The 16,611-nt window shown below is 61.6% G+C and carries 15 protein-coding genes and 1 pseudogene; 9 read left to right on the top strand and 7 right to left on the bottom strand.

The features are described from left to right. Positions 1 to 271: 271 nt before the first annotated feature. From ACP693_RS02605 to ACP693_RS02625, 5 genes are all read left to right on the top strand, one after another. On the top strand, positions 272 to 1,636 hold the full coding sequence (locus ACP693_RS02605) for an aromatic ring-hydroxylating dioxygenase subunit alpha (RefSeq protein WP_425986762.1): 1,365 nt from the start codon (positions 272 to 274) through the stop codon (positions 1,634 to 1,636). A gap of 86 nt (positions 1,637 to 1,722) precedes the next feature. After that, positions 1,723 to 2,280 (top strand): aromatic-ring-hydroxylating dioxygenase subunit beta, encoded by a 558-nt coding sequence (locus ACP693_RS02610; RefSeq protein ID WP_425986760.1) that lies wholly within the window; start codon positions 1,723 to 1,725, stop codon positions 2,278 to 2,280. 10 nt (positions 2,281 to 2,290) lie between these two features. Further along, the gene (locus ACP693_RS02615; RefSeq protein WP_425986758.1) at positions 2,291 to 2,596 is read left to right on the top strand and encodes a non-heme iron oxygenase ferredoxin subunit; all 306 of its coding nucleotides are present in this window, start codon (positions 2,291 to 2,293) and stop codon (positions 2,594 to 2,596) included. A gap of 33 nt (positions 2,597 to 2,629) precedes the next feature. After that, positions 2,630 to 3,469 (top strand): 3-(cis-5,6-dihydroxycyclohexa-1,3-dien-1-yl)propanoate dehydrogenase, encoded by an 840-nt coding sequence (gene hcaB, locus ACP693_RS02620; RefSeq protein WP_425986756.1) that lies wholly within the window; start codon positions 2,630 to 2,632, stop codon positions 3,467 to 3,469. Positions 3,470 to 3,576: 107 nt separating this feature from the next. Further along, entirely contained in the window at positions 3,577 to 5,028 is a 1,452-nt protein-coding gene (locus tag ACP693_RS02625; RefSeq protein WP_425986754.1) for an aldehyde dehydrogenase, read from the top strand. Positions 5,029 to 5,454: 426 nt separating this feature from the next. On the opposite strand, the pseudogene ACP693_RS02630 reads toward ACP693_RS02625, so the two are convergent. Further along, positions 5,455 to 6,553 (bottom strand): annotated as a pseudogene (locus ACP693_RS02630) (IS3 family transposase). Between the two features lie 194 nt (positions 6,554 to 6,747). Between ACP693_RS02630 and ACP693_RS02635 the strand changes: the two are divergent. Continuing rightward, positions 6,748 to 7,506, top strand: a complete 759-nt coding sequence (locus tag ACP693_RS02635) for a glutaredoxin family protein (RefSeq protein ID WP_292078826.1) — start codon at positions 6,748 to 6,750, stop codon at positions 7,504 to 7,506. An 816-nt stretch (positions 7,507 to 8,322) separates the two neighbouring features. On the opposite strand, the gene ACP693_RS02640 is transcribed toward ACP693_RS02635, so the two are convergent. Then, positions 8,323 to 9,168 (bottom strand): universal stress protein, encoded by an 846-nt coding sequence (locus tag ACP693_RS02640; protein WP_425986752.1) that lies wholly within the window; start codon positions 9,166 to 9,168, stop codon positions 8,323 to 8,325. A gap of 671 nt (positions 9,169 to 9,839) precedes the next feature. Between ACP693_RS02640 and ACP693_RS02645 the strand changes: the two genes are divergently transcribed. Beyond that, positions 9,840 to 10,715 carry a glycerophosphotransferase gene (locus ACP693_RS02645; RefSeq protein ID WP_425986750.1) on the top strand — a complete coding sequence of 292 codons (876 nt, stop codon included), beginning with the start codon at positions 9,840 to 9,842 and terminating at the stop codon, positions 10,713 to 10,715. Continuing rightward, positions 10,712 to 11,452, top strand: coding sequence for an NTP transferase domain-containing protein (locus ACP693_RS02650; RefSeq protein WP_425986748.1), 741 nt, complete (start codon positions 10,712 to 10,714; stop codon positions 11,450 to 11,452). Before ACP693_RS02645 ends, ACP693_RS02650 begins: the two co-directional genes overlap by 4 nt. Here the strand turns inward: ACP693_RS02650 and ACP693_RS02655 are convergent. The 5 genes from ACP693_RS02655 to ACP693_RS02675 are packed head-to-tail and all read right to left on the bottom strand — an operon-like array spanning position 11,431 to position 16,028. Continuing rightward, a complete protein-coding gene (locus ACP693_RS02655) occupies positions 11,431 to 12,198 on the bottom strand; it encodes a nucleotidyltransferase family protein (protein WP_425986746.1) in 768 nt (255 codons plus the stop codon). The two genes, ACP693_RS02650 and ACP693_RS02655, sit on opposite strands and share 22 nt — an antisense overlap. Continuing rightward, on the bottom strand, positions 12,195 to 13,331 hold the full coding sequence (locus ACP693_RS02660; RefSeq protein WP_425986744.1) for a dATP pyrophosphohydrolase: 1,137 nt from the start codon (positions 13,329 to 13,331) through the stop codon (positions 12,195 to 12,197). Before ACP693_RS02660 ends, ACP693_RS02655 begins: the two co-directional genes overlap by 4 nt. Beyond that, a complete protein-coding gene (locus ACP693_RS02665) occupies positions 13,328 to 14,392 on the bottom strand; it encodes an LptF/LptG family permease (protein WP_426019196.1) in 1,065 nt (354 codons plus the stop codon). Before ACP693_RS02665 ends, ACP693_RS02660 begins: the two co-directional genes overlap by 4 nt. After that, the gene (locus ACP693_RS02670; protein WP_425986740.1) at positions 14,389 to 15,579 is read right to left on the bottom strand and encodes an LptF/LptG family permease; all 1,191 of its coding nucleotides are present in this window, start codon (positions 15,577 to 15,579) and stop codon (positions 14,389 to 14,391) included. The genes ACP693_RS02665 and ACP693_RS02670 overlap by 4 nt, the downstream gene beginning before the upstream one ends. Further along, the gene (locus ACP693_RS02675) at positions 15,576 to 16,028 is read right to left on the bottom strand and encodes an HIT family protein (RefSeq protein ID WP_425987086.1); all 453 of its coding nucleotides are present in this window, start codon (positions 16,026 to 16,028) and stop codon (positions 15,576 to 15,578) included. Before ACP693_RS02675 ends, ACP693_RS02670 begins: the two co-directional genes overlap by 4 nt. A 56-nt stretch (positions 16,029 to 16,084) precedes the next feature. Between ACP693_RS02675 and ACP693_RS02680 the strand changes: the two genes are divergently transcribed. After that, positions 16,085 to 16,561: a DUF2141 domain-containing protein gene (locus tag ACP693_RS02680; protein WP_425986738.1), complete on the top strand. Its 477-nt coding sequence runs from the start codon at positions 16,085 to 16,087 to the stop codon at positions 16,559 to 16,561. Positions 16,562 to 16,611 lie beyond the last annotated feature (50 nt).

A 16,611-nucleotide genomic window follows, 5' to 3' on the forward strand; every position in this document is an offset into this window, starting at 1 on the left:
TGTCTAAATCCTCGAGTTGGCCATATCCGTCCGTCATTCGACAGCGCGGATAACGCGGCGCTGGTTGGCGACGACAGACCGCGCGCAGAACCCGTCCGCATCCCGTTGATTCCCTTCAGAAGATCTGATCCGCCGACAACATCCTGCGCCAGAAAGGCATTTATTGTAAAGCATGCTTCTTTTGTTGCCTGGGGATTCGTGGGCTGCTAAAATGACCTCGCCTGTCGCCTTCGAGACAAGGCGGCCACAGAAGCCAAAGGGAGGAACCAAGATGCGAGATACGACAAATTCGAGCGTTGCCGGCGCATACTCAAATGCCGATATTCTGGCGATGGTCGACGAGGAACAGGGCCGGTACGACCCTAAGATTTACGTCGATGAATCCCTTTACCGCCTGGAGCTGGAGCGCATCTTCGCGCGCACTTGGGTTTGTATGGGACACGAGTCCCAAATCGCGAGTCCGGGTGACTTCACAACAGCTTATATCGGCGAGGATCCCGTCGTCGTTGTTCGGCAGAAAGACAGCAGTATCCGGGTGTTCTTGAACCAATGCCAGCACCGCGGCATGCGGATTTGCCGCGCGGATTCAGGGAATGCTAAATCGTTCACCTGCACCTACCACGGCTGGGCGTACAATCAGGGCGGCGATCTCGTCAGCGTGCCAATGGAGAAGGAAGCCTTCGGTGGCTGCCTGAACAAGGCTGAATGGGGGCCGAAGCAGGCACGAGTCGAAACCTACAAGGGGCTCATTTTCGCCAACTGGGACACCGAAGCGCCCAGCCTTGATGAGTACCTCGGAGATGTCAAATTCTACATGGACATCATGCTCGACCGCTGTGAGGCCGGAACAGAGGCGCTGCCCGGCATCCAAAAATGGGTCATTCCCTGCAACTGGAAGTTCGCGGCAGAGCAGTTCGCCTCGGACTCCTACCATGCTGGAACAACCTCACACTTGTCTGGTATCATGGCGGGTGTTCCTGAGGACGTTGATATTACACAGGTCGCCCCGCCCACGGAGGGCATGAACGTCCAACTCGAAAATGGTCACGGCTGCGGCCTTTTTCTGCGCAACCCGATGTTTTACATGACCATTCTTGGCCCAAAGGTCACCGAGTACCTGACGAGGGGGCCGGCCTATGAGGAGACTGTGAGTCGGTTGGGACAGGGCCGAGCGGACGTGAACCTTTGCCATTGCAATGTTTTCCCGAACCTTTCCTTTCTTGCAGGCATCAATACAGTCCGCATGTGGCAACCTCGGGGTCCCAACGAGATCGAGGTCTGGACCTTCACGGTCGTGGACAAAACGGCGCCGCAGGAAATCAAGGACGAATGGCGCCGCAACGTGTCTCGTACGTTTTCTGCAGGCGGCGTGTTTGAGCAGGACGATGGCGAGAACTGGTGTGACATTCAGCAGGTCTTGCGCGGTCATATTGCTCAGCGTCAAAAGTTCAACATCGAGATGGGTTCCCATACGGTCTCGACGGAAAACTCAGAAGGATTTCCTGGGCTGAGTTTCGCCTACACCTACAGCGAGGAATCGGCGCGCGGCCTCTATCGCTATTGGACGCAGATCATGACGGCACCGGATTGGCCGTCGATAAACCGGATCCAGCAACGCCCGCTCGCCGCAGAGTAGGTTCGACCCAGCGGTTGAACTCCGCTTAGTTATCAAACGTCTGCTGGCGAGTGTCCGCAGATACTTGTGCAATGAGGGACGAGAGAATGCTCAACGACAATTTCAAGACGGCCTTCGAACATAAGCCCAAGGCCGTTACTCTGGAACTTCAGCAGGAAATTCAACAGTTTCTGTACTGGGAGGCCAAGCTTCTAACGGATCGCCGCTACAAGGAGTGGTTCAGCCTGCTGGCTCAGGACATTCATTACTGGATGCCGATTCGTTCCACGAAAATCATGCGCGAGGTGGCGCAAGAGTATACGGACGAACAGGGTTTCGCTCACTTTGATGATAACTGGGGAACGATGAAGGGTCGAATCCGAAAAATTTTATCGGATGTCGGCTGGTCGGAAAACCCTGCTTCGCGCGTGCGTTATGTGATTGGCAACGTCATGGTGGTTCCAGAGAGCGACGAAACGATCAACGTTATCTCTGCCTCGATTGTCTATCGGACGCGGCAAGAGCGACAACAAGACGTGTTCGCTTGCGAACGCCGTGACGTTCTGCGTCGCGTTGAAGGAGGGGCTGGCTTCGAGATCTCGCGACGCACGATCCTGATAGATCAAAGCACGATCCTTTCAAACAACCTGAGCTTTTTCTTTTGAAGGGATAGGTATGGCGTGGACTAAGGCATTCCCTTCGGCCGATGTACCAGAGGGAGAGATGAGACTTTTTGATGGCGGTCCTGAGCCGATCCTAGTTTGTCGTGTCAATGGAGAAGTACATGGCGTGCAAGATACGTGCACCCATGATACTTGGTCACTTGCCGATGGTTTCATCGAGGACGGAGTAGTGGAGTGCAGCCTTCACTTCGCGAAGTTCTGCGTGAGGACCGGAAAAGTGCTGGCTTTGCCTGCCTGCAAGGCACTCAAGGTCTACCCTGCAAAGGTCGAACGGGATTACATTTATATCGACTGCTGAAAGTCGAATAACAAAGTTGGGGAGGAATTACTAATGCAACTAAAAGATCAGGTGGCTCTCGTGACGGGTGGGGGGTCCGGCCTTGGACTAGCCATCGTCGAGAGATTCGTCGAGGAAGGCGCGCGCGTCGCAGTCTTCGACCGGTCGCAGGAGCGTATCGAGGAGGTCACTCGACAATTTGGCGACAGGGTCGTCGGAATCGCCGGTGATGTTCGTGATATAGATGACAATCATCGCGCGGTTGACGAGTGTCTAAAGTCCTTCGAGAAACTGGATACCTTCGTCGGTAATGCGGGCATCTGGGACTATTCAAAATCTTTGATTTCCACCGACGATAGAGATCTTTCATCCGCTTTCGATGAGATGTTTGGCATCAATGTCAAAGGCTATGTCTTGGGTGCCAAAGCGGCGCTACCTGCTCTCTACAAAACCAAGGGGCACATGATCTTTACCGCCTCAAACGCCTCGTTTTATCCCGGCGGCGGTGGCGTACTCTATACGGCAACGAAACATGCGGTTGTCGGAATGATTAAGCAGATGGCTCACGAGTTCGCACCATACGTGCGGGTGAACGGGGTCGCCCCGGGCGGCATTGGCGGGAGCAACCTCTCTGGATCCAGCGCCCTAGCGCAACAGGGCGTCAAATTTTCCGACATTCCGCTGGATGATTTGATGAAACAGATGCTGCCGCTCGAGCGCGCATTCAAAGCCCACGAATATGCCGGTGCCTATGTGTTCCTTGCAAACCGCCGTGACAACACGCCGGGCACGGGTGGAGTGCTAAACTTCGACGGCGGTATCGGTATGCGCGGCTTCGCATCTCCGAACATGGGCGTGCAACTCTCTGAGAAGTTCGACCCAATCGAGCCGTAAGCAATAACTCCTTCAGCGTCGCCTAAGCTTCATAATGGAATGTTCCTTAGCCCTGTTTGAGCCACTCGTGGCCTCGGGCCGAGGATACAATCAAAAAGGGACATGGAATGAACGTTCAGCTGTACATCGACAACGAGCCCCGGAACGCAGTAGACAATGCCACATTCGAGCGCCGCTCTCCGGTAACTGGCGAGGTCGTGGCGCAGGGATCTGCGGCAAAGGCCCATGATGCCGTGGCGGCGATTGAATCTGCCGAGCGGGCGTTTGCCTCGTGGTCTCAGACGGGCCCTGGCCTGCGGCGAGCCCTGCTCATGAAAGCCGCTGAAGAAATCGAGAAGCGTACGGAAGATTTCGTGCGCGCCATGAAGGCGGAGATCGGAGCAGGTGATCTTTGGGCGCGCTTCAACGTCATGCTCGCGGCAAACGTATTCCGAGAGGCCGCCGCTATGACGACCCAAATTCAGGGCAATACGATACCCTCGGATAAGCCTGGGACGCTGTCGATGACGCTGCGCCAACCGGTGGGCGTGATCCTGTCAATCGTTCCCTGGAACGGACCAGTCGTTCTGGCCGCTCGGGCGATCGCCTATCCATTGATGTGCGGCAACACGGTCGTTTTTCGCGCGTCGGAAACCTCGCCCAAGACCCATGTGCTCGTTGCTGAAGCTGTTCATGCGGCAGGGTTTCCGGCCGGAACGCTCAATTTTGTGATGAATGATCCCAAGGACGCTCCAGAAGTGGTTGAGGCGATGATCGCGCATCCAGCTGTGCGGCGTGTCAACTTCACTGGATCAACGCATGTGGGGCGGATAATTGCTGCTGCATGCGGCCGCCATCTGAAGCGCAGCCTGATGGAGTTGGGCGATAAGTCGCCCGTAGTGGTCCTGGAGGATGCGGATATCGATAGCGCGGTCAACGCGACCATCTTCGGAGCGTTTCTTTATCAGGGACAGATCTGCATGACGACTGAGCGCGCCATTGTGGATGAGTCCGTCGCTGATAACTTCGTCCAAAAGCTGGCGGCGCGGGCTGCGAAACTCGAGGCGGGTGACCCTCGCACCCAGGCATCGTGCGCCCTTGGCCCGATCATCAGCCAGGGCGCCGTTGACAGGCTGAACGAGTTGATGGCCGATGCAGTTCAAAAGGGAGCAGAAATTCGCTCTGGTGGCCGCGCGGACAGTACACTTATGGCACCGACCGTACTTGACCGAGTGACCGCTGAGATGCGCATCTATTCAGAAGAAGCCTTCGGACCGATTTTGCAGGTGATCCGGGTCAATGGCGCAGATGAAGCTGTGCGGGTCGCCAACGACACCGAGTACGGGCTGTCTGCAGGCGTCTTCGGCACCGACATGACCCGCGCGCTCGACGTCGCGATGCGCATCCAGACGGGTGCCGTCCACATCAACGGCTCAACCGTTTCCAATGAAGCTCAGGCACCCTATGGCGGAACCAAAGGCAGTGGTTGGGGGCGGTTTGACAGTACGGCCGTGATTGATGAATTCACCGAGCTGAAGTGGATTTCGATCGAGCAGCCTTTGCAACCCTACCCGCTGTAAAAGAGGGTCAAGACCGGGCGGATGACATCGTGCAGATTGACCAGCATCGGTCACGGGGGTCTGTTCGATGACATTCCTGATGTTTTGATCAGTTGATGATCTAGAATGTGGTGATAATGCGGCGGATTGCGGCCGAGCTGTTGCTGTGTGATTGGTGTTGCTGGACCTGACTGCCGTTTCTCAGTACGCCTTAACGAGAGTGCCGGGGTGATCTGGGCCGGGGTTGATGTAGATGGCAATAGGCCGGCCGGTTGGTCCGAGTAGCGGTTCGACGTAGGATCGGGCGTCAACCATCCCAGCGTCAAGGTAAGCGCTGTTCGGCCTCACCCTTTAGTGCGGGTGCTGGCGGTCTATGATGACTATTACATTGGGGGTGATCCGCCTCCATTCTCTGGAGCACCCGGAGCTGGAGTTTCCCGGCCCAAGTCAGGGTGACAGGCGGGCTGTGTCACCCGGATTCATCAACGCGATCGGCGGCTTGTTGCCGATGGCCCCATGGGCCCGGACCTCGTGTAGTCTCTGCGCCAAGCCTCGAACTTTTCGGCCGCATCCGCAAGCGTCAGGAAGCAGTGGGCGTTCAGACACTCGGCCCGTAAGCGGCCGTTGAAGGCTTCGATGAAGGCATTGTCCGTGGGCTTGCCGGCCTGGAGAAGTCCAGGGTGACGCCGCGGGCATAGGCCCACAGGTCTAGGTTCCGGGAGACGAACTCGGTCCCCTGATCGACCCGGATCGCATTCGGATAGCCCAGCTCGGCACAGGCGCGGTCCAGCGCCTCGACCACGTTTTATGACCGGTATGTGAACCGGGGATCGATCACCGGCGAAAAGCGACTGAAGCTGTCCACAACCCTCAAGCCCCGGATCTTGCTACTCGTCGCCAGCTGGTCGTGGAGAAAGTCCATGGCCCATGTTTCGTTGGGCTGAGTTGCCTCACAGCGATCCTCGCGCAGCTTGGCCTTCAACCGCCGCTTGGGCGTCCTGTTGCGCAGCTGATGGCCCAATACATTGTAAATCCGGTGGATTTTTTTAATGTTGATCCGCCAGCCTTCGCGTTCCAGTAGCACGTGCACCCGGCGATAGCCGTAGCGTACGCGCGTCTCGCTGATCGCTTTGATCCGGGCTTCGAAGCCGGCCTGGTCGGGGCGACGGGATCGGTAGTGATAGCTCCACGTGCCTCTCTCCAGAACCCGGCACGCCCGCCGGATCGACGCCCCAATCACCCCGATCACCCTCCACCAGCTCGCGCTGCGACCAGGCCTCGGAGCTTTCGGCGGATCACGTCCTGTAGCATCTCCCGGTCCAGCGACAGGTCCGCCACCAACTTCCTCAGCCGCCCGTTTTCGTCCTCGAGCTGCTTCAGCCGCTTCATCTCCGTCGGCAGCAGGCCGTCGTACTTCTTCTTCCAGTTGAAGTACGTCGCCTGCCTGATCCAGGGCCCGCCGGCAGATCTCCGCCACCGGCACGCCGTCCGCGCCCTGCTTCAGAATGAACGCCTTCTGGGCGTCCGAAAATGCTGATGCCTTCATGGTCTTCCGCTGATTCCCAGCAGGGAAATCTCAGCAGAAAACTCTAACGTCCAGTGATCCAGTTTCCCGGAACAGATCAAAAGCCACATCCTCCTCTCGCGTCAGGGCTGCGATAGTCCGCACACTCACGCTTGACTCCGTCGTGCTACGGAACTTGGGGGCGGGCCTCCGGTTTCAATGTCACGGAGGCTGCAATGACCAAGACCGCCATCATCTATCGCATGGTGATGCCCGACCACACCTGCCCCTGGGGGCTCAAAGCCCGTCACCTGCTGAAAAGCCGGGGCTATCGGGTCGAGGACCACTGGCTGACGACCCGCGAGCAGACCGACGCCTTCAAGGCCCAGTACGGCGTGAACACGACACCCCAGGTCTTCATCGACGGACAGCGGATAGGCGGTCACGACGACCTGCGTCGCAACCTGGGCCTCAAGGTCCGCGACCCCAAGGCGACGACCTATACGCCGGTGCTGGTCGTTTTCCTGACGACCGCCGTCATGGCCTCAATGCTTAGCCTTGTCATCTACGGAACCCCGCTGACCGGGCGGGCGGGCGAGTGGTTCATTGCGCTGTCTATGATGGTGCTGGGGATGCTGAAACTCCAGAACATCGAGAGTTTCTCGTCCATGTTCCTGAATTACGACCTCTTGGCCAAGCGCTGGGTCCCATATGGCAAGATCTACCCCTTCGCGGAGTTTGGAGCGGGCGCACTGATGGTCGCGGGCGTGCTGACCTGGCTGTCGGCGCCCGTCGCCCTGGTCATCGGAGGCATCGGCGCGATCTCTGTGTTCAAGGCCGTCTATATCGACAAGAGGGAACTGAAATGCGCCTGCGTCGGCGGCGACAGCAATGTGCCTCTGGGTTTCCTATCGCTCACCGAGAACCTGATGATGATCGCCATGGCGGTCTGGATGGCGGTGATGTCACTCGGCGTCGGCCCGAGGGCAGTCTAATAGATCATCGCCCACAACCGCCCTCTATGGATTAAATCCCTGCGTCTGGGCGCCGGTTGGCTGCGGCGATCATTCTGTCTGGCTCGGCGGTCCGGAAGAAGGGCTTGGGCTGCTGAATGTCGTCCGACGAAGCGGTTGACGGCGGCCGGGAGAGCGACGACGCGTTGAAGTCGCAACGGGCGAGACGACGCTTGGAAAGGATGGGGACAACGCCCTTGACGGCGTTGGGCCCGGCGCCGAGGTCGGCGTGAAATGGAGCCTCCATTGTGGGCGGCGCTTCAGCCCGTCGATCACCCAGGGGTGTCTGTGGGCAGCGGAGTTGTCGAAGATGGCCTTGCCGGCCGGCGCCTCGGGCTTGACGGTATTGAGCCAGCGACTGACGCCTGATGGCGGTGACGCTCTGACCTGCCCCTGAAGCTTTGGAGCGATCTGATCTGGTTTCTTGTTCTGCGCTTGGGCTCTGAACATGGAGAGAAGATGAAGCGATCGAGTTCAGCGAGGCCCGGCGGCCATGATGGTGCGTCAGGCGGTCGGATGCCTGTCCCTCGACGAGGCCCCCCAGAATGCGAGACTTGGGGGTAGAGCCTATAACGAATAACGACCTTAAGGTGCGATCGGCGACGAGGGGCCCGATCCGGCACTGTCCGTTCCGACATCCGGGTCAAGGTCACTTTGGACCCGACCCTTCTCGAAATCGCGTTCTAGCTGCTGGAACAAGCCTGCTTGATTTCTCCTCAGCATTCTCCTGGTTTCGAAAGCCGTCCTGCAACGCCGCGGCGCCGGTCCAGTGACTTGCCCTCGACTGACCCTGACGCTTCAGCGAGACATGAGCAGGGGCATCTCGGCATCGGCCAGCAACGAACGGGTGATGCCGCCGAACAGACGCTCGATCGTTCGGGGATGACTGTAGGCGCCTATAACAAGCAAATCGGCGCTGATAGAAGCTGCGTAGTCTAGAATGACGTCTGCAACCGGGCGCCCCCCGGACTCAATCGAGGAGAGGTTGGCGTCTATGTCATGCCTTAGAAGATGGCGGACAGCATCGTCGGCCGTCGATCCGATACCCCCAGGTATGCGATCATGATCTACAGTCAGCACTGTAACCGAATCGGCAGAGCCAAGAAGAGGCATGCCGTCGTTGACCGCTCGGCGAACTTCCCGGCTGCCATTCCAGGCAATCAGGACATTCTTACCCACAGATCGATCTTCCCAGCCGGTGGAGATTCTCAACACAGGGGCGCTCGTCACAAGCAAAAGGTGTTCGCCTGACCAGTTATCTGGAAGATTATCGAGCTTTGGATGGCTTGCGATGATCAAATCGCAGTTCAGTCCATTCAGGACAATATCATCAGCAGCGTCGCCGCGCCAGACGACTCGAAACTCAGTTCCGACGTCGTAGTCTCTCAGAAGGTCGCTGAACTGTTTCCCAGCGGCGAGTGCTTTGCCGGCCTCCTCTTCGCGGCGTTTGGCTATGACGTGCTGTATACCTTGCCTGCCCCTCGCGAAGTCGTCCGACGGATGGGATGGTTCGCGCGCCATCCCGAATATTCCGACCAGATGCGCGTTGTGACGTTTCGCAAGGATTGCCGCCTGACGAGCGATCCGATCTCCGGCCCCGGTCTCATCGACGAAGACTGCAATATCTCGCCACGCTGAAAACATCGGCCACCTACTCTGTTAACCGGCAACCTACATCGATTGGCGGTTAACGTCGAGGACCCGGAGTCCGACGACCTTCGGTCGATGCTCCGCCAACGGCGACCTGTGCCCACTCCGTTACGATCCAACACGAGAGCCGGCATTCATAGGCGTCGGTCTAAGCTGGGCGGCTTGAAAGGCCTTCATATATGGCTACGGTTAGGACCCTGATCGATGCCGCTGAGATGAGCGTCCCCCGACGACGCGGACGGGTTATAGGCGCAGCGGTCGGTGACGGCGTTGGATCAGAATCCCTGGTATTTTCTATATTGGCGACGTGGCTGGACATCATGTTCTATATGCGCAACGCCAAGGTGGCGCTGTATCATTACGTGGATTATTAATTCTATTTATTTAAGACTCTTTGGGACGCCAATACCGGGGTGAAGATAGTCTTTCTATTCAATGCGCAAAATCATCAACTGCTGCATGGATTGCCGACAGCAGTGCGCTTGGCTGCTAAATCCGAAGCGCGCGTCGTTATTGCGTCGCCTGGCGCTTGGCAGCTCGAATACGCTCGGTTCGCAGCCTCTCGACTGGGCGACGCAGCAATCGAGTATTACAATATAAGTTCGTCGCTTCTTTCTATCGCCCAGACGATCTCGGGCGGCAGGAACCCGCCGAAACTTCTGACAATGGTGACCGCAGCGGGCTGGTTGAACGAATCGGACGCCATCGCCGTGCCGGAGCGGACGTCTATATTTTTGAAGCGGCTGGGGGTTACCCGGCCTCGCTTCATTCATCTGGACCATGGGGCGGGGGACCGGGCGGCCGGATTTGATCGGCGGATCGCGGATTTCGACTTCGTCCTGATGGCGGGCGAGAAGCACCGGGCGCGGATGCAGCGCGAGGGCCTGATCCGTGAGGGTCATCACGCCGTCATCGGCTACCCCAAGTTCGAGGCGGCGGATGCTATCCGAGATCCGAGCTTTCGACCGTTCGCTAATGACAGGCCCGTGGTGCTCTACAATCCTCATTTCTCCAATCTTGGCTCGTGGGAACGGTTCGGCGCGGATGTGCTCAGCGCCTTCGCCGATCAGGATCGCTACAACCTGGTCGTGGCGCCTCACGTCCGACTGCTGGACGGCAGGGCCGCGAGGGCGCGCTGGGCGGGGCTGCTGGACGACTATGAGGGCCGGCCTCACATCTACATCGATCGCGGCAGTGACCGGTCGATCGACATGACCTGGACCACATTGGCTGACGTCTACCTTGGCGACGTGAGCAGCCAGGCCTACGAGTTCCTGCGCACGCCCAAACCCTGTGTCTTCCTGAACGCCGGGGGCGTCGACTGGCAGGGCGACGAGAACTATGGCCATTGGCGGTTCGGGCCGGTTCGGGAGACCACGATCGATCTGGTCGAGGCCATCGATGCGGCACGGCGGAATCACCGGCATTTCTTGGCTGCCCAGACCGCGGGCTTCGCCGAGACCTTCTCGACCGGCCCCCAACCGGCCTCCGAGCGGGCGGCGCGAGCCATCATGGACTTCATGCAGGGACAATCCGGGTGACGACAAAACGGGCCATCATCCTGAGCGCGGGCCAGGGCAAGAGGCTGTTGCCCCTGACAGAGGCAAGGCCGAAATGCCTGGTGGAACTGGGCGGGCGCAGCCTGCTGGCCTGGCAACTCACGCATCTTCAGGCGGCGGGCGTGGAAGAGGTTGTCGTGGTCACCGGTTTCGGGGCCTCGCTGGTCGAGGACGAGATCGGCAGACTGAAACTGGGGGCCATGGCGGTCTCGACCGTCTACAACCCCTTTTACGGGGTTGCCGACAACCTGGCCTCCTGCTGGATTGTACGCGATCGGTTCGAGGCGGGCGTGCTGCTGTTGAACGGGGACACCCTGTTCGAGCCCGCTATTGCAGACAGACTGATCGCGGCCCCAATGACCGACATCGTCGTGACCGTCGATCGCAAGCCTACCTATGACGCCGACGACATGAAGGTCGAGACGCGTGGCGACGATCTGTTCGCCATCGGCAAGACAATCCAGACCTATGACGCCGAATCGATCGGCTTCCTGCGGTTCTCGGACCGGGGCGCTGCCCGTTTCCGGTCTGCGATGGAGGCGGCGCTGCGCGATCCGGACAACCTGCGCCGGTGGTATCTAAGCATCATCCACGAGCTGGCACGCCAAGGCGGGGGCGTCAGCGTCTGTTCGATCGAGGGGTTGGGCTGGGGGGAGATGGATTTCCTGGCCGATGTGGCAACCAACGAGGCCCTGGTTCAGGGTTGGCTGGCGCGCTGATCCTCGACGATCCAACGGACCAGTTCGAGGTCTTCGGGCTTGTCCACATCCACGGCGGCGAGGCCGAAGCGGCTTGGCACGACAGCGGCCCGGACCCCGATCGAGTCTCCGAGACGGGCGACGGCCTCGTGGATCGTCAGGCGCCCGCCGAGATAACGCGCCAGGCCGGTCAGGCCGATCAGGCGCGCCACGCGCCACGGCTGTTTGCGATGGACCTCGACCGTCCGCCACAACGCCAGGGCGTCCCCGGCCTTGGGCGTAGCCAGATAGAACAGGTTGCAGCCGGACCAGGCCCGTCGCCCGAACCGGTACCAGGTCCGCCTCGTCCGTGGAGCATCCGCTTCCACCACTCGCCGTTCGGCCAGCAGCAGGGCCAGGTCACACTCGGGCGGCATGTCGGCGAGGAACTGGGTGATCCATTCTGGACGCAGCAGGGCGTGGTCCGCCGTCGTCACCAGAAGCGGCGCCCCCAGGGCTTCGAAGGCCGATCGGACGCTGAGGCTGGGCTGGGCGCTTGGAGGCATGCATTCGACCCCATACCCGGCCAACAACGCCATGACCTCGGTCTCGTCGGTCGAGACGGCGATTCGGCTGGCTCCGGCCTCACCCAGGGCGGCGACCACGCGCAGGATCATCGGCGTCCCGTCGACCGGGATCAGGGCCTTGTGCGCCACGCCGGCGTAGTTGGCCACGGGCTCCGGGCCGCCGCGCGAGCCGGCCAGGATCAGGGCCGTGAAGCCGGTCAAACGAGCGTCTTCAGATAGATTCTATAGGTCTTGTAGATGCGGGCCCCGAGCGATTCGAGGATCCCTCGCATGGCCGTGTTGTCCTCGAGGATCCACGACATCTCGCAGTGCCGATAGCCCAGTGCGCGGGCTTGGCTGCGGGCGATATGCACCAGATGAAACGGCGCCATGATCCCCTTCTGTGTCCTGGCATGGCGACGCTTGACCCCCATCAGGGGAACGCGGATCGATTTGACGCGCCGCACCTTCAGCCGCCACAGCAGTTGGGCCCAACCGAAAGGCAGCAACCGCCCCTTCAGGTCCGCGATCGCCGCGTTGACGTTGGGAAGGAAGACGACAAAACCGGCTACGTCGCCGTCGATCTCGGCGAACCAGGTCAGGCGCGGATCAATCACTGGCTTCAGCGCAATTGCCAGTTGACGGGTCTCCGCCTCCGTGACGGGCGTGAACCCCCAATTGTCGGACCAGGCGTCGTTTAGGATGTCCGTCAAGGCATCGACCTCGGCATCGTAACGGCGCATGTCGAGCGGGCGGAGCACGAGGCCCGGCGGCGGCCCGCGTTTTACCCGCCGCGTGACCGGCGCGGGCAGGTCGTGGTCGAAGGACGAGGTATAGGCGAAGACGTCCTTGGCCTTGGCATAACCCAGGGCCTCGATCCGGGAAGCTGCATAGGCCGGGTCGTGGCCCATCATCACCATCGGCGGGGTGTCGAAGCCGTCGATCAGCAGGCCGACCTCCTCGTTGATCGACAGGTTGAACGGACCCAGAGCCCGGCGACAGCCCCGCGCTTTTAACCAGGACTCGGCGGTCTCGAACAGGGCGGCGAATACGGCGGCGTCGTCCTCGGCGCAGATCAGGCCGAAATGGCCATCGGGACCGTCCGCGCGGGGTGGGGCCAAGTGGTCGATCTGGGCGCTGATCCGGCCGACGTCGCGCCCGTCGCGGATCGCCATCCACAGCTGGACATCGGCATGGGCGAAGAAGGGGTTCTTCTTGGGCGACAGGGCATCGCGTCGCTCCATCCGCAGCGGCGGCACATAGTTCGGATCCCCCGCGTTGATCCGGTCGGACAGCGCGATGAACCGGTCCAGCTCCGCCGGGGTGACGACCGGGACGATCTGCAACGGCATCATGCGCCTTCCTCCCGCAACAGGACCATCATGGCGGCGGCGGCGAATACGATCGGCCCGCCCCAGGCGGCCAGCAGCACCGGCAAGACCCCACTTTCGCCCACGGCCGCCATTAGCCCGTCGACGACCAGGAACAGCAACCCGGCCCCGAGGCAAAGCGCCAGCACAACGGGAGCCTGGGCGCCGCGATAGCTGACCAAGCCCACCGGGATCGCCAGCAGAAGCATGACAAGCGACGCGAATGGCGTCGACCAGGCCCGATGCAGGGTCATCTGGTAGAAGGCGGGGGACCGCAGGGCCGCGCCCTCACGCAGCGCGCGGCGGGCTTCCGCCGAGGTGGTCGCGGCCGTGTCGCCAAACACGGTCTGGATATCGACGGGACGGAGGGTGGTCGGCCAGGTCATGCACACGACATCGCGAACACCCTCGCCCCCTTGTGCGATCGTCACGGTCCTTGCGTCGCTCAGGGTCCAGGCGCCGTTGTCGAAACGGGCCGTAGACGCCGTGGTCCGGGTCACCAACAAGCCCGTCGGCGTCCGGCGATAGATGCGGACGTCGATCAGGCTGGTGTCGCGGTCGGGATTTGCGGTGGCGGTGACGATGTCGGCTCCGATGCGGAAGCTGCGGCTTTCCGGCGGCTTCCGATCATCCACCGGTTCGGTGACCCGCCACCAGCGTTCCAGCGCGGAATCGGTGCGCGGGGCGATCGCCTGGCCGATCACCAGATGGGCCGCGACGACGACCAGGGCCGCGGGTAGCGACAGGCCGATGAGGCGAAACGTAGAGATGCCGCTGGCCCGCATGGCGATGATCGCGCTCTCCCGACCCAGCTGGTTGAAGGCCAGCAGGCTGCCGGCCAGGACCGCGATGGGCAGGGCCTGGATCAGCAGGCCTGGCGCGCGCAGCGCGGCATATGTCATCACGCCGCTGACACCCAGCCCGCGGTCCAGCACGTCGGTCGTCGCGTCCAGCAGGTCGAGCACCTGAAGCACAGCGAAAAGCACGGCAAGCGCCGCCAGAATGCGGAACCCCACGACCTTGAGGATGACACGGGCCAGGATCATGCGCGGGCGGGCCGCCGTGCGGGGATCAGCCGGATGACACGCCTCGTTACCGCCCCCAGGCGCTGCGTCAGCCGGGCGATAGGGGTGTCGCCGGGGCGTCGGCGGCTACCCATGAAGATCCAGACGCACAGGCCCGCGAACCCCGCGAAAGGCAGGCCCACGGCGACGATGGCGTCGGCCCGCCCGCTGGTCGCCAGCCCCTGTCCGAGCTGGAGCAGGTTCTGGAACGCGATCAGGATGACCCCGGCCAGGATGACGCCGGGCGCCCGCCCGCCCCGCTTGGCCGCCAGACCCAGCGGCAGCGCAAGCAGCGGCAGCAGCGGGAGAGCGAGGGCTCGCGCCAGTCGGCCATAGAACTCGGCCATCCGTTCCTGCAGCGGAATGGTCCGACCTCCTCCGGTCACGAGCTCGACCTGCGTCAGCTCGCGCGCATCCCCGCCGCGATCCCGCAGCAGCTTCGTCGCCCCGGTCAGGGGGATGTCGGCGAAGAAGCCGCTGAAGACGAAGACTTTGGGCCTGCCGTCGCGACCGATCCGGATCTGGCGACCCTGGTGCAGGGTGACGGTGGCGGTGCCGCTCTCAGGATTTATCGAGACATCGGCTCGGTCGGCGGTAGTGATCAGCTCAGCGCCGTTCGGATTGAGCTGGCGGATGAAGACGCCCTTCAACGACCGGCCTGAGGCATCGGTGGTGTTGGCGGTGATCAGCAGGCCGTCGTCAGTGGATATCACCGCCCGTTCCGGAACCGCCCCGCTCCAGCCCGCGCTTTGGGCGCTGTGCAGGACCGAGCGGTAGGCATATCGGCTGTAGGGCTGGACGAAGCCGAACAGGATGAAGCTGAGGACCATCAGGGCGACGCCCAGCCCGACAAACGGAGCCGCGATCCGGGTCAGGGAATGGCCGCTGGCCAGCATGGCGTCGATCTCGGACCCGTCGTTCAGTCGCGACACCACGATGAAAAGGGCCACGAAGAAGGCAGCAGGCAGGGTCAGGCCCAGATAATGCGGAACGAGATTGGCCGTCAGCTCCAGCACGGAACCGAACCGTCCGTCGCTCTGGGACAGGGCGTCCAGCAGCCGCAGCACCCGCTCCAGCAACAGCGCCACCAGCGTCACGACGATCGCCCCGACCATCGGCCAGAGCGTCAGCCGGAGCGAATAGCGGTCGAGGATGCGCAGACGGATCACTGCGCCGCCACCTCCGTCCGGGGCCAGGCTTCACCAAGCCGCCGGGCCAGGCTGGCGGCCTGATCGGCGTCCAGATCGATGCTCTGGCCAAGCGCGGGTGGGCCGGGCCAGCCGGCGTCGGTGAACGTCAGACCGGCGTCCTCGCGTGCGCCGTCGTAGCGGGGGATGACGTGGAAATGCACGTCGCGATCGACCATCATCAGCATCAGATAGTTGATCCGCTCATAGGCCACCAAGCGACCCAGTATGACCTCGATGCCGGTGGTCGCGACCTTCAGATCGGCGAAGGCCTCGGCGCTGAGGTCGGCGAAGGCCTGGACCGGCTCCTTGCACACCAGGGCCAGCGATCCCCATGTGGGCTGTTTGGGCCGGACCAGAACAAGCCAGTGAGTTGTTTCCGCGACAAGCGTGTGCGGATATCCAAAGGCCGTTGCGGTCGGATTGGTCATGATGGCCAAGATAACCGGTCCGGACCGGCGTGGCCTATAGGAAACAGAGACAAATCGTGAAAGCCAGACCTTTCCTGATCGCGGCCCTGGTGTCCGGTGCGGCGTTGATCGCCTCGGCGGGGGCCGTCCAGGCCCAGACCTGCGAGGGCGCGGCGGATGGCGGGACGCGGCTGAACGTCATCGTCAACGGCGTGCGGGCGGCCGAGGGCCAGATCGCAGTGACGATCTATCCCGACAATGCGCGGCGGTTCCTGGCTCCCGGTGGCAAGCTGCTGCGGGTGCGGACGCGGGCGTTGGCGCCGACGACGCGGGCCTGTTTCAACCTGCCGGAGGCGGGCACCTATGCGGTGGTCATCTATCACGACGCCGACGGCGACAGCGATTTCGACCGCAGCGCCATCGGTCGCCCGACGGAAGGGTTCGGCTTTTCCAACGACGCCCCGGCGCGGCTGGGCCTGCCGTCGTTCCGCTCCGTGCGGTTTGCGGTGACGCCCGGCGACAACACGATCCGGATCCAGACCCGCTATCCCTGAGTGTGCACGGGCCTGTTTGAATAGCGCCATTTCGGGATCGCTAGTCTCCC

Origin of the sequence: Brevundimonas sp. TWP1-3, from assembly GCF_049896085.1 — a bacterium.
Taxonomy (GTDB): Bacteria; Pseudomonadota; Alphaproteobacteria; order Caulobacterales; family Caulobacteraceae; genus Brevundimonas.

Bases quoted from the DNA above. Each gene is read 5' to 3' on its own strand.
- ACP693_RS02605 (WP_425986762.1), top strand. From the start codon at position 272: ATGCGAGATACGACAAATTCGAGCGTTGCCGGCGCATACTCAAATGCC.
- ACP693_RS02610 (WP_425986760.1), top strand. From the start codon at position 1,723: ATGCTCAACGACAATTTCAAGACGGCCTTCGAACATAAGCCCAAGGCC.
- ACP693_RS02615 (WP_425986758.1), top strand. From the start codon at position 2,291: ATGGCGTGGACTAAGGCATTCCCTTCGGCCGATGTACCAGAGGGAGAG.
- hcaB (WP_425986756.1), top strand. From the start codon at position 2,630: ATGCAACTAAAAGATCAGGTGGCTCTCGTGACGGGTGGGGGGTCCGGC.
- ACP693_RS02625 (WP_425986754.1), top strand. From the start codon at position 3,577: ATGAACGTTCAGCTGTACATCGACAACGAGCCCCGGAACGCAGTAGAC.
- ACP693_RS02635 (WP_292078826.1), top strand. From the start codon at position 6,748: ATGACCAAGACCGCCATCATCTATCGCATGGTGATGCCCGACCACACC.
- ACP693_RS02640 (WP_425986752.1), bottom strand. From the start codon at position 9,168: ATGTTTTCAGCGTGGCGAGATATTGCAGTCTTCGTCGATGAGACCGGG.
- ACP693_RS02645 (WP_425986750.1), top strand. From the start codon at position 9,840: ATGGTGACCGCAGCGGGCTGGTTGAACGAATCGGACGCCATCGCCGTG.
- ACP693_RS02660 (WP_425986744.1), bottom strand. From the start codon at position 13,331: ATGATGCCGTTGCAGATCGTCCCGGTCGTCACCCCGGCGGAGCTGGAC.
- ACP693_RS02665 (WP_426019196.1), bottom strand. From the start codon at position 14,392: ATGATCCTGGCCCGTGTCATCCTCAAGGTCGTGGGGTTCCGCATTCTG.
- ACP693_RS02675 (WP_425987086.1), bottom strand. From the start codon at position 16,028: ATGACCAATCCGACCGCAACGGCCTTTGGATATCCGCACACGCTTGTC.